13 protein-coding genes are annotated in these 11,892 nt (G+C 72.8%); 4 read left to right on the top strand and 9 right to left on the bottom strand.

The features are described from left to right. Window positions 1–136: 136 nt before the first annotated feature. From AOK00_RS27045 to AOK00_RS27030, 4 genes are read right to left on the bottom strand one after another with little or no spacing between them, the layout of a single operon-like run. Entirely contained in the window at window positions 137–829 is a 693-nt protein-coding gene (locus AOK00_RS27045; protein ID WP_055602873.1) for a DUF6286 domain-containing protein, read from the bottom strand. Beyond that, window positions 826–1,185 carry an Asp23/Gls24 family envelope stress response protein gene (locus AOK00_RS27040; RefSeq protein ID WP_055602872.1) on the bottom strand — a complete coding sequence of 120 codons (360 nt, stop codon included), beginning with the start codon at window positions 1,183–1,185 and terminating at the stop codon, window positions 826–828. Before AOK00_RS27040 ends, AOK00_RS27045 begins: the two co-directional genes overlap by 4 nt. Window positions 1,186–1,189: 4 nt before the next feature. Continuing rightward, window positions 1,190–1,381: a hypothetical protein gene (locus AOK00_RS27035; protein WP_055602871.1), complete on the bottom strand. Its 192-nt coding sequence runs from the start codon at window positions 1,379–1,381 to the stop codon at window positions 1,190–1,192. Window positions 1,382–1,433: 52 nt separating this feature from the next. Next, on the bottom strand, window positions 1,434–1,910 hold the full coding sequence (locus AOK00_RS27030; protein ID WP_055602870.1) for an Asp23/Gls24 family envelope stress response protein: 477 nt from the start codon (window positions 1,908–1,910) through the stop codon (window positions 1,434–1,436). Between the two features lie 93 nt (window positions 1,911–2,003). Here AOK00_RS27030 and AOK00_RS27025 point away from each other — a divergent pair, with 93 nt between their 5' ends. Then, window positions 2,004–2,660, top strand: coding sequence for a hypothetical protein (locus AOK00_RS27025; protein ID WP_055602869.1), 657 nt, complete (start codon window positions 2,004–2,006; stop codon window positions 2,658–2,660). A gap of 120 nt (window positions 2,661–2,780) precedes the next feature. Here the strand turns inward: AOK00_RS27025 and AOK00_RS27020 are convergent, their stop codons facing one another. The 3 genes from AOK00_RS27020 to AOK00_RS27010 form a co-directional block, all read right to left on the bottom strand. Then, window positions 2,781–3,581, bottom strand: a complete 801-nt coding sequence (locus tag AOK00_RS27020) for an enoyl-CoA hydratase/isomerase family protein (RefSeq protein ID WP_030322673.1) — start codon at window positions 3,579–3,581, stop codon at window positions 2,781–2,783. Window positions 3,582–3,712: 131 nt separating this feature from the next. Next, window positions 3,713–3,934: a helix-turn-helix domain-containing protein gene (locus tag AOK00_RS39215; RefSeq protein WP_006123601.1), complete on the bottom strand. Its 222-nt coding sequence runs from the start codon at window positions 3,932–3,934 to the stop codon at window positions 3,713–3,715. Between the two features lie 342 nt (window positions 3,935–4,276). Continuing rightward, on the bottom strand, window positions 4,277–5,875 hold the full coding sequence (locus AOK00_RS27010; RefSeq protein WP_030322666.1) for an ABC-F family ATP-binding cassette domain-containing protein: 1,599 nt from the start codon (window positions 5,873–5,875) through the stop codon (window positions 4,277–4,279). Window positions 5,876–6,142: 267 nt separating this feature from the next. Here AOK00_RS27010 and ypfJ point away from each other — a divergent pair, with 267 nt between their 5' ends. Continuing rightward, window positions 6,143–7,033, top strand: coding sequence for a KPN_02809 family neutral zinc metallopeptidase (ypfJ, locus tag AOK00_RS27005; protein ID WP_055602868.1), 891 nt, complete (start codon window positions 6,143–6,145; stop codon window positions 7,031–7,033). Between the two features lie 67 nt (window positions 7,034–7,100). After that, window positions 7,101–7,502, top strand: coding sequence for a VOC family protein (locus AOK00_RS27000; protein ID WP_173861638.1), 402 nt, complete (start codon window positions 7,101–7,103; stop codon window positions 7,500–7,502). Window positions 7,503–7,550: 48 nt separating this feature from the next. Here the strand turns inward: AOK00_RS27000 and AOK00_RS26995 are convergent, their stop codons facing one another. Continuing rightward, window positions 7,551–8,987 carry a hypothetical protein gene (locus AOK00_RS26995; RefSeq protein ID WP_079042214.1) on the bottom strand — a complete coding sequence of 479 codons (1,437 nt, stop codon included), beginning with the start codon at window positions 8,985–8,987 and terminating at the stop codon, window positions 7,551–7,553. Between the two features lie 77 nt (window positions 8,988–9,064). After that, window positions 9,065–10,192, bottom strand: a complete 1,128-nt coding sequence (locus AOK00_RS26990) for an alpha/beta hydrolase (protein ID WP_055602866.1) — start codon at window positions 10,190–10,192, stop codon at window positions 9,065–9,067. 420 nt (window positions 10,193–10,612) lie between these two features. Here AOK00_RS26990 and AOK00_RS26985 point away from each other — a divergent pair, with 420 nt between their 5' ends. After that, window positions 10,613–11,881, top strand: coding sequence for an inorganic phosphate transporter (locus AOK00_RS26985; RefSeq protein WP_055602865.1), 1,269 nt, complete (start codon window positions 10,613–10,615; stop codon window positions 11,879–11,881). The last annotated feature ends 11 nt before the right edge of the window (window positions 11,882–11,892 follow it).

Here is an 11,892-nt window from a genome sequence, read left to right as displayed (position 1 = left end):
GGTACGGACAGATCGAGGGCGGCGGCGAGGACTCCCCCGCCGCCGAGGACGAGCAGCAGCCCGGCGAGGCCGAGCAGGACGCGGTTGACGCGCCGGAGCACGACCGTCACCGGAGCACCTCCTCGTGACTCATGGCTCACGCCTTCCTGGGCGGCCGGGCCACCCGTACCGTCAGCGCGGGCGGGTGGGCGAGGGCCAGTTCGTCGACGCCGGCGGCGAGGGCCGTCTCCACGTCGGCGCGGACCTCGTCGAGCGCCCTGAAGTGCGAGACCGCCTTGACCGCCACCTTGGCCCGGCCCACCCGGACCCGCACCGACTGCACGCCGGAGACCTCCATGGCGCGGTCCCGCAGGGCCAGGGCCGCGGTCTCCCGGTCGAGTCCGGCCCGTACGTCGGCGTGTTCGCGGCGCATCGGGAGGACGGCCCGCAGGCCGGGGGTCGAGGCGAGGATCAGGAGCCAGAGGCCGAGGACGACCGCGACGGCCGCGCCGACGACGACCCAGATGTCGTCGAGCGGCCGGGTCGCGAGGCCGTCGGCGAGCTCGCGCCGCCAGGCCATCGCGCCGCGGTCGGCCCGTACGGCCGCGACGTCGTAGAGCAGGAGCCCGGCGCCGCCGAGGACGAGCGCCGCGAGCACGGCCGCGGGGATGCGACGGACCGACCAGAAGCGGCGGACGCGGGGCGCGGGGGCGGCATCGTCGAGGACGGGGACGTCCTCGGAGGGGGAGCCGGAAGGCGCGTCGGGGTCGCTGCCGCGGGCCCGGGCCGGCTCGTCGTCGGGGGGCCGGGCCGGCTCGTGGGCGGGCAGCGGTTCGGGGGGTGTCGTCATTTCAGGCGGCCCCTCGGTGCTCCCTGCCGGGTGAATGCGGAGTGGAGGCGTTCGACATGCACCGTGACCTCGTGGACCTCCATGCCCACCAGCTCCTCCACGCGGGTGCGGACCCGGCCGCGTACGGCCCCGCACCGGCGTCCGATGTCGGAGGGATAGTCCAAGTCGAGGCTCACCGCGACGCTGGCGATGTCCCGGTGGACGACGACCGAGGCGTGCGGCTTCGAGCCGCCCTCCGGACCGGGGCCCGCCGCCTCCCTCGCCGCCTGCGCGGCGATCTTCGCAACGACCCGGTCGGCAATCCTGGTCGCCCCCCGGTCGCGCACCGGGCCTTGGGCGGCCGGACGGGATGCCACCCCGTCACCGCCGCCGGTCGCCGCGGTCGCGGCCCCGGAACAGGTCGCCGGGTTCGAGGTCGCCGTCAAGGAAGCGGCCTGCCACGAAGCCGATCGCGCCCAAGGCCGCGACCAGCACAAACGCTCCGAAGCCGCCGAAATATCCGGCGAAGCCGAGAGCCATACCGGCCACCAGGCCGACCACCGCCATGCTCATTCCTGACCCCTTTCTGAGTCCTCCTGAGCCCCCTGTGCCAAGCCGTCAGGGGCTACTGCAGCCGCGATTCCGGCTCGTCCTCCTCCTCGTCGGGCAGCTTGACGTCGCTGACCGCGATGTTGACCTCGACGACCTCAAGGCCCGTCATGCGCTCCACGGCGGCGATGACGTTCTCGCGGACGTCGCCGGCGACGTCGGCGATGGAGACGCCGTAGTCGACGACGATCTCCAGGTCGAGCGCGGTCTGCACCTCGCCGACCTCGGCCTTCACCCCTCGGGTGACGTTCGACTTGCTGCTGCCACCGCCGGGCACCCGGTCGCGTACGGCGCCGAAGGTGCGGGAGAGGCCGCTGCCCATGGCGTGGACGCCTTCGACGTCACGGGCGGCGAGTCCGGCGATCTTCTCGACGACGCCGTCGGCGATGGTGGTCCGGCCCCGGGAGGCGGGAGCGCCGCCGCCCCGCTTGGTGACCGAGGTCCGGCGCGGCTCGTCGCCGGTGGACTCGCGTGCATGCGTGGTTTCCGTCATCACATTTCGCCCCTTCTGGGATATTTCGGGGTTCTTCGCCCACACTAAGGGCGCTTACCCGGTTGCGCCCCGGGGATACGGCAGGCTGGGGCAATGACGACGGGTGATGGTTGGACGGCGGCGGTACGGGACCGCCTCGCTCCGGGCAGGCTGCTGCCGCTCGGAGCGGCGGCGGAGGGGGCGTGGATCACCGAGCGCGCGGTGCGCCGAGTGCTCGGGCGCACGGCGGCCGCGGTACGGGGGGTGGTGCCGGGCGAACTGCGGATCGGCCCGGCCGACCGGGACGGGACGGAGCCGGACGCGGACTCGGGGGCCGTTCTCGTCTCGGCCTCGTTCGGCGCGGTGGCCGGACGCCCACTGCCGGAACTCACCGAGGAACTGCGGGCGGCGCTGATCACGGCGGCCGAGGACGGAATCGGGCTCGTGGTCGCGGCCGTGGACCTGCGTGTGACGGCACTTCTCGACACGGCGCCGCCCGGACCCGAGGCGGCCGCCGCTCCCCCGCCGGGCATGACCTCCCCGGCGACGGACGACCCCCTGGCCCTCACGGCGCTCGGGGTGGCGGGTGTCGCGGGGGTGACGGACGCGCTGGGGCCGCCGGTGCGCCGGAGCGCCGACGGGGTGCGGGTGGAAGTGGCCGTGACGGCCGGCGCCCGTCCCCTGGACGTGGCGCGGGCGGTGCGCACGGCGGTGACCGCGGTCGCCCCGGAGGACGCCGCGGTCACGGTCGTGGTGTCGGACCTGCGCTAGGGGGTGCCCCGGCGCGTGGGGCCCGGTGTCGGTCGCCGGGGCCCGGCGTGCGGGGGCGGTGTCGGTCGCCGGACCGGTGTGCGCGCCCGGTGTCGGTCGCCCCTCGCTTGCGGGCAGGTGTCAGTCGCCGAGGCCCGCGAGGTCGCGCAGGCGGCGGGCCTGGGCGGCGCGCTCGGCGACGCGCTGCTCCTCGTACGAGCGGCCGGAGACGCCCTGGAGGAGCGCCTTGGTCTCGGTGACCGCGTCGCGCGGCGCCGCGAGCAGGGCGGCACCGAGGTCCCGTACCGCCGCGTCGAGCTCGTCGGCGGGCACGGACAGGTTGGCGAGACCGATGCGCTCGGCCTCCTCCGCGTGGACGAAGCGGCCGGTGGCGCAGATCTCCAGCGCGCGGGCGTAGCCGACGAGCGAGACGAGCGGGTGCGTCCCGGTCAGGTCCGGGACGAGGCCCAGGCTGGTCTCGCGCATGGCGAACTGCACGTCCTCGGCGACGACCCGCAGGTCGCAGGCGAGAGCGAGCTGGAAGCCCGCGCCGATGGCGTGCCCCTGGACGGCCGCGATCGACACGAGGTCGCTGCGGCGCCACCAGGTGAACGCCTCCTGGTACTCGGCGATGACCGCGTCGAGGTCCGCGTCGGAACCGCGCGCGAGATCGAGGAAGGACGGCTCTCCGTCGAAGCCCTCGGGCGTGAACGCCTGCCGGTCGAGTCCGGCGGAGAAGGACTGCCCCTCACCGCGAAGAACGACGACCCGCACGCTGCCGGGCAACGACCGGCCGGCTTCTGTCAACGCCCGCCACAGAGCGGGAGACTGAGCGTTGCGCTTCGCCGGATTGGTCAGGGTCACCGTGGCAACGGCGTCCTCGACGGTGAGCCGTACACCGTCCTTGTCGAATACGAGCTCAGAGTCGTCGAGCGTAGTCATGGGGCGCCTCCGGTTACGGTGCAGCACACTGCATACGAAATGCTAAGTGACTGCACAGTAACCACCCGGCCGGCGCGATGACCGACCGGGTGGCCACCGGGGTTCCGGTGGCCCGGTCGAGGCGTCCTATGTCAGGCCGAGGCGGCTTTCTTGCCCCGGGTCGCTCCGCCGCGTCCGCGCAGCGTGACTCCGGACTCACTGAGCATCCGGTGGACGAATCCGTAGGAGCGGCCCGTTTCCTCGGCCAGCGCCCGGATACTCGCACCGGAGTCGTACTTCTTCTTCAGGTCTGCCGCGAGCTTGTCGCGCGCGGCGCCGGTCACCCGGCTGCCCTTCTTCAGAGTCTCGGCCACCCGTGCCTCCTCATGGGAAGTGCGCTCTGGACTTCTCATGATCACCCCTCCCGTCCGTCCTGGCCACCCATTCGACAAGGTCCATGCCGCCGGGTTTGTGGACGAGCGCGCGTTCGTCACGAGCGGAAGCTCGAATTCCGCTGAGCCGGAAACCGGGCTCCACGGCGCGCGGAGCGGGAACCAGCAGGTCAGCGATACAGGGGGAACACGCATACGGCGGTGCTCTGCCGGAAGGATTCGGCAGAGCACCGCGCCGGGGTGTACGAGAGACCCTCACTCAGATGAAGGATCACCCGTGGGCCGAATGATCCAGCCGGGCATGATCACCCGGTCCTCTGCGGGTCAGGCGAGCGCGACCAGGTCCGCGTAGTCCGGGCCCCACAGGTCCTCGACGCCGTCGGGGAGCAGAATGATCCGCTCCGGCTCCAGCGCGTCGACCGCGCCCTCGTCGTGGGTGACGAGGACGACGGCGCCCTTGTAGGTCCGCAGGGCCCCGAGGATCTCCTCGCGGCTGGCCGGGTCCAGGTTGTTGGTGGGCTCGTCGAGGAGCAGCACGTTCGCCGAGGAGACGACCAGGGTGGCCAGGGCCAGACGGGTCTTCTCGCCGCCGGAGAGCACCCCGGCCGGCTTGTCGACGTCGTCGCCGGAGAAGAGGAAGGAGCCGAGCGTCTTGCGGACCTGGACGAGGTCGAGGTCGGGCGCGGCCGAGCGCATGTTCTCCAGGACGCTGCGCTCGGGGTCGAGCGTCTCGTGCTCCTGGGCGTAGTAGCCGAGCTTGAGACCGTGGCCCGGGGTCACCTCGCCGGTGTCGGGCTTCTCGGCGCCGGCGAGCAGCCGGAGCAGCGTGGTCTTGCCCGCGCCGTTGAGGCCGAGGATGACGACGCGCGAGCCCTTGTCGATCGCGAGGTCCACATCGGTGAAGATTTCGAGCGAACCGTAGGACTTGGAGAGCCCCTCGGCCGTCAGCGGGGTCTTGCCGCAGGGCGCGGGGTCGGGGAAGCGGAGCTTGGCGACCTTGTCGGAGGCGCGCACCGCCTCCAGGCCGGAGAGCAGCCGCTCGGCGCGCTTGGCCATGTTCTGCGCGGCCACGGTCTTGGTGGCCTTGGCGCGCATCTTGTCGGCCTGCGAGTTGAGGGCGGCGGCCTTCTTCTCGGCGTTCTGGCGCTCGCGCTTGCGGCGCTTCTCGTCGGCCTCGCGCTGCTGCTGGTAGAGCTTCCAGCCCATGTTGTAGACGTCGATCGTGGAACGGTTGGCGTCCAGGTAGAAGACCTTGTTGACCACGGTCTCGACGAGGTCGACGTCGTGGGAGATCACGATGAAGCCACCGCGGTAGCTCTTCAGGTAGTCGCGGAGCCAGACGATGGAGTCGGCGTCGAGGTGGTTGGTCGGCTCGTCGAGGAGGAGCGTGTCGGCGTCCGAGAAGAGGATCCGGGCGAGCTCGACACGGCGGCGCTGACCACCGGAGAGGGTGTGCAGCGGCTGGCCGAGGACCCGGTCGGGCAGACCCAGGGCGGCGGCGATGGTGGAGGCCTCGGCCTCGGCCGCGTACCCGCCCTTGGTCAGGAACTCGGTCTCCTGGCGCTCGTACTGCCGCATCGCCTTGTCGCGGGTGGCGCCGGAGCCGGTGGCGATGCGCTCCTCGTTCATCCGCATCTTCTTGAGGAGGACGTCGAGGCCACGGGCGGAGAGGATGCGGTCACGGGCCAGGACGTCGAGGTCGCCGGTGCGCGGGTCCTGCGGGAGGTAGCCGACCTCGCCGGAGCGGGCGATCTGACCGGCTGCGGGGACGCCCTCGCCCGCGAGGCACTTGGTGAGAGTGGTCTTGCCGGCTCCGTTGCGACCGACGAGGCCGATGCGGTCGCCCTTGGCGACACGGAAGGAAGCGGACTCGATGAGGACTCGGGCGCCGGCGCGCAGCTCGATGCCGGAAGCGGTGATCACGGACAGACTCCAGGGCGATGGGAAACGGCGGAAGGACTGCTGATGAAGGGCTTCGACGCCGCTAATGCACGGGGAGAATGGCCATACGGCCAGTCTAACGGGCCCCTGCAACTGCTTTTCGGCCAAGCGGGGGCCCAGGGCTGCGATCGGAGCTTTCTCACATAACCGCCATTCCTGGAACAAAAGGGGCGAGCAGCGAAAGATCGACCGATACTCGGCGCAGGGCGGCGGCCTCTGCCGCGGCAGTGACGCGGAGGGCGGTGGACCGTGCAGTTCGACGACGACGCCGATCTGGACACCTCGGAGGTCAAGGACGTCCGGAGCAGCCGCATCCCGGGCGGGAAGGCGACCGTCGGCGGCGGCGTCATCGGCCTCGTCGCCCTGATCCTGGGCCTGTTCCTCGGGGTGGGGCCGGACCAGCTCGGACTCTCCTCGGGCGGCGACGAGCCGGTGGCCAGCTCGTCGGGGGCCGCCCAGGTGGCGCAGACCTGCAAGAAGGGCTCGGACGCCAACACCCGTGAGGACTGCCGGATCGTCGCCGTCGTCAACAGCGTCCAGGACTTCTGGCGGAGCGAGTACGCGCGCCGCGGCGGCACGTACGGCAGCGCCGCCACCGTGATGTTCAGCCGGCGGGTCCCGACCGCCTGCGGTTCCGCGACCTCGGCGGTGGGGCCCTTCTACTGCCCCGGCGACCGGCAGGTCTATCTGGACCTGGGCTTCTTCGAGGAGCTGCGCACCACGTTCGGGTCGAACGGCGGACCCTTCGCCCAGGCGTACGTGGTGGCGCACGAGTACGGCCATCACGTCCAGAACCTGATGGGAACCCTGAGCCGCGCCCAGGACGGGCGGACCGGCGCGAACTCCAACGCCGTGCGGGTCGAGCTCCAGGCCGACTGCTACGCGGGCGTGTGGGCCCGGCACGCCACGACCACGCCCGACGACCGCACGGGCAGGCCGCTGCTCACACGGCTGACGGAGGCGGACATCCGGGACGGCATGGACGCGGCGGCCGCGGTGGGCGACGACCGGATCCAGGAGAGGTTCCAGGGCCGGGTGACCCCGGAGAACTGGACCCACGGCTCCGCCGCCCAGCGCCGGCAGTGGTTCCACGAGGGCTACCGGACGGGCGACATGGCCCGGTGCGACACCTTCCGCTGATCGCCGGTGCGGACTGCCAGACTGAGACCTGGGTCACATTCGACTGAATCGAGAGGAAGTGATCGGGATGGCTGAGGCTCCCCACATCTGTCCGACGCTGACGTACGAGGACGCGAAGGCGGCGATCAGCCTGCTCACGGAGGGCTTCGGCTTCCGTGCGAACGCCGTGTACGAGGCCGAGGACGGTCGCGTGGCGCATGCCGAGCTGTCCTACGGGAACGGCATGGTGATGCTGGGCAGCAAGGGCACCGGCAGCGAGTTCGACAAGCTGATGGCCGACGCCGGCCCGGTCGGTGTTTTCGTGCACGTGGACGACGTCGACGAGCACCACGCGCGGGCGGTGGCCCACGGTGTCGAGATCGTGATGCCGCCCAAGGACCAGGAGTACGGATCGCGGGACTACATGGCGCGGGACGGCGAGGGCAACATCTGGAGCTTCGGGACGTACACCCCCGGCGCCGCGGAGTAGCCGGGCGCCGGGGACGCTTCCCCTCGGGATCCCCGGGCGGGGATCCCGTCACGCTCCCCCGGTGTGGACCTGGAAGGCGGCCCGGCGGACGGCCTTGGCCAGTGCCGGGTCCGGGTGGGCGGCCGCGAGGGCGACCAGGACCTGAACGGTACGGGGGTGGCCGACGGCCCTGATCTCGTCGAGGAGCGCCGGAACGGTGCCCTGCACGGCGGAGTCGAGGTGCCGGACGAGCAGCTCGCTCTCTCCGTGGTCGGCGACGGCCGCCGCCGTGTCCACCCAGAGCCAGGTGGACTCCTCACGGGTGAGGACCTCCTGGGCGTCGTCGGGGTCGGCGCCCTCGTACTCGGCGAGCCAGAGCAGCGCGTACGGCCGCAGGGAGGGTTCGGCGACGGTGGCCCGCACCTCGGCCTCGGCGGGGGCGCCGACGACCCGGAGCGCCTCGAAGGCGAGCCCGCGCAGCAGCGCGTCCTCGCCGCGGGCGACGGTGAGGAGTTCGGTCACCGCGCTGGAGAGGGTGCGGGCCGCGAGCCAGGCGCGGTACTCGGCACGGGCGGGCCCGGGGGTGAGCCGGGCGCAGCCGCGGAGCATGTCCTCGGCGGACTGCTCGATGTTCCCGGCGGGGCTCTGCGCGGCGACGCAGATCTGCTCCAGCTTGACCCAGACCGCCCAGTTGCCGAGCGGGGTCAGGGTGGCGTGACGCCCCTCCGCACCGGGGTCCAGGGTGAGCGCGCCGACGGCCGCCAGACCTTCGAGCGCCCAGTCGAGCAGGGCCGGGAGCCCGTCGGTGCCGTGCACGGCGGGTGCGCCGGTGGTCTCGGCGGCCTCCGTGGTCCCGGGGGCCTGCTCGGCCCCGGGGACCTCGCAGCGCTCCTCGCGCAGCTCCTCGACGCGCTGGCCGAGCAGGTCGAGCAGGGCGGGGACGAGGACCGGACCCTGGGAGAGCTGAAGCAGCGACAGGACCTGCGGGAGGGCCTCGACGACCTCGGCGACGGCGCTCGGTTCGACCCCCTCGGGGGCCGGGTGCACCAGGGACCAGGCGTCGAAGAGGGCGACCCAGCCGCGCAGTACGGCGGAGTCGTCGCGGTCCCAGGCGTGCAGCCGCCAGCCGGGGCGGGCGGTGTCGCCGTGGAGCTCGACGAGGCCGGCGAGCCGGGCTCGGTCCCAGCCGGCTCGGATCTGGCCGGGCGTCAGGTTCAGCGCGGCGGCGGCCCGTTCCTGGGCGGGGACGGCTCCGGGGCCGCTGCGGGGTGCCGTTGTGGCGCCGCGCTCGACGGCTGCCCAGCGGGCGATCCGTACGGCGTCGGCGAGGACGTGCCGGGCCTGGCGGGCGAGCTCCGCACGGGGCGGAGTGCCCTCGGGCGGCCGCGGCGCCGGCCGGGTGCGCCGGGTCGTCACGGCCCGTCGGGCGGTGGCCAGCGCCCGCGGGCGGACGAGTCGGAGTCTGGAGTTGCGCGCCAATGGTTCATCGGGCTTTCGAGACGTCACGGGGGCAGTCTTCCCGCTGACGGCCCGAAAGCCCAATCGGAATCGGCCGCGCCGTCCGCGGCCCCCGCCGCCGGGCCCTAGAGGAGCGGGGTGAGGAAGCGGCGCAGGGCCTCCTCGTAGCGGACCGGGTCGGCGTTCCACATCGCCGCGTGCGGGGCGTGCCGGACGGTCTGGAGGGATACCAGATCGGGGCGGCGGGCGGCGAGTGCGACGGACGCCTCCCAGGGGGCGATGGTGTCGTCGGGGCCGTGGAAGAGGAGCACGGGGACGCGCAGCGCGCCGGGCGCGGATGACTCCAGGAGGAGGTCGCCGTGCTGTCCGGTCCTGCCCTGGGCGGCGCGGACGGCGAGCGGGAGCAGGGGCGCGGGGACATGGTGGGCCGCCGCGAGGTTGCGGAGGGTGGCCTCCCAGTCCAGGACGGGCGAGTCGAGGACGAGGCCGCTGATCCGGTCGCGCACCCCCGACCCGACGGCGGCGCGCAGGGCCATCGAGGCCCCGGTCCCCCAGCCGTGCAGCACGACCTTCGACGCACCCCGGTGGACGGCGTAGCGGATGGCGGCGTCGACGTCGCGCCACTCGGAGTCGCCGAGGTGGGCGAGGCCGTCCGGGGAGGCGGGTGCTCCCTCGTCGCCCCGGTAGGCGGGGACGAGGACGGGGATCTTGCGGCGGTTGAAGAAGGGGACGACGTTCAGCGGGTGCTCGCGGGTGGTGCCGAGGCCGTGCAGGGCGATCACCCAGGTGGTACGGGGCGCGGCCACCAGCCAGGCCGGCAGGGGGCCGAGCTCGCCGGGGATCTCGACGTCCTCGTGGGCGAGCCCGAGGGCGCTGATGGGTGTGCCGATGTGCAGCTGGGGGGTGAGTCGGACGCGGGAGCCGGGGCCGAGCACCCCGCGCTCGACGCGTTCGAGGCGCCGGACGACGGTGTCCGCGGTGTGCGGGACCCGGTCGAGGACCGGGCCGACGACGGCGTGCTGGCCGTGTCCCTCGATGCCGTACGTACCGGGGCGCAGCGAGGCGAGGCTGCGGGTGAGGGTGATCCGTTCGGGGCCCGTGGCGTGCACGGTGAGTCGGGGATCCCCGGGCAGGGGACGTCCGGACGGCGCCCTGAGGGCGACGTCGCTGGCGTACCGGCCGGCCGCGAACGCGGCCGCGCCGACACCTAGCAGAGTGGTGACGGCCGCTGCCGTCGCTGTAGCCGGGCGCACGCTCCCAGTCTCGGCAGGGTGGGGGCGGACTGCCACCGGTGGGACCCGTACGGCCCCGGGCAGGGGGCCGGAGGAGAGGTGCGGACGGGGCTCGGCGCCGCGGGGCCCGCCGGGGTCTCCGGGGTCCTCCGGGGAGTGACATGGGTCTCGTCCGCGGGGTCCCCCGGTCGGATGGTTCCGTCCAGGGACCGGAACCGGGTGGCGGAGGAGGAACCGGGGCAGGTCGCATGTGCCCGGTGATGGCCCGGATTACCCGGGCTCGCGGGGTGACCGCATCGTGGACAACCCGGCGGCCGGAGCCGTAACCGGAATCCCTTGACGCCTCTTTGAGACACCACAGCGCCCGACCCAGTTCACCTTCCGTTCACTCAGGTTGCTTACGTTCGTCCAGCCACTGACGTCAAACGATTGCCTGGGTAAATGGAACACATCACGCTGCTGCTCGCCATTGTGGTCGTGACAGCTCTCGTGTTCGATTTCACGAACGGTTTCCACGACACCGCGAACGCGATGGCGACGACCATCTCGACCGGTGCTCTCAAGCCGAAGACGGCGGTGGCCATGTCCGCCGTGCTGAACCTCGTCGGCGCGTTCCTGTCCGTGGAGGTCGCCAAGACGATCTCCGGCGGGATCATCAACGAAGAGGGCATTCGCACAGAGGTGATCTTCGCCGCGCTGGTCGGCGCCATCCTCTGGAACCTCCTGACCTGGCTGCTCGGACTTCCGTCCAGCTCCTCCCACGCCCTCTTCGGCGGCCTCATCGGCGCCGCGGTCATGTCGGCCGGCTGGTCGGCCGTGAACGGCCCGACCATCGTCACCAAGGTCCTCATCCCGGCCGTCGCCGCGCCGCTCGTCGCCGGCCTCGCCGCGATGGCCGCCACCAGGCTGACGTACAAGATCAAGGCCAACCCCGAGGCGAAGGCCACGGCCAAGGGCTACCGGGCCGGCCAGATCGCCTCCGCCGGTCTCGTCTCCCTCGCCCACGGCACCAACGACGCCCAGAAGACGATGGGCATCATCACCCTCGCCCTGGTCACCCAGGGTGTCGTCGCCCCCGGCTCGAACCCGCCGCTGTGGGTCATCGTCTGCGCCGGTGTCGCCATCGCCCTCGGCACCTACCTCGGTGGCTGGCGCATCATCCGCACCATGGGCAAGGGCCTCACCGACCTCCAGCCGCAGCAGGGCTTCGCCGCCCAGACCAGCGCCGCGACGGTCATCCTCGCCTCCTCGCACCTCGGCTTCTCCCTCTCCACCACCCAGTCCTGCTCGGGTGCCGTGATGGGCGCCGGTCTCGGCCGCAAGGGCGGTGTCGTCCGCTGGTCGACCGCCACCCGGATGTTCGTCGCCTGGGGTCTGACCCTGCCCGCCGCCGCCGTGGTCGGTGCCGGTGCCGAGTTCCTCACCAAGCAGGGCCCCTGGGGCATCGCCGCCGTCGCGGTCCTGCTGGTCGCCGGCTCGGGCGTCATCTGGTCGCTGTCCCGCCGCAAGCCGGTCGACCACAACAACGTCACCGCCGACGACCTCGACGCCGAGCCCGCGGGCGTCGTGACCACCGCCATGGCGGCCGTCACCCCGCCGCCGGCCGCCGGTTCCGTCGCCGCCGTCACGGACGAGGACCTCAAGACGACCATCCCCTCGCCGGCCCCCACCGACCCGACCGCTGCGGCGGGGGCCGGGGGAGCGGTCTAAGGAACGAACGA

This window comes from Streptomyces aureus (assembly GCF_001418135.1).
Classification (GTDB): domain Bacteria; phylum Actinomycetota; class Actinomycetes; order Streptomycetales; family Streptomycetaceae; genus Streptomyces; species Streptomyces aureus_A.
The sequence above is the reverse complement of the archived record's forward strand: the minus strand, read 5'-3'. Positions and strand labels throughout refer to the sequence as shown.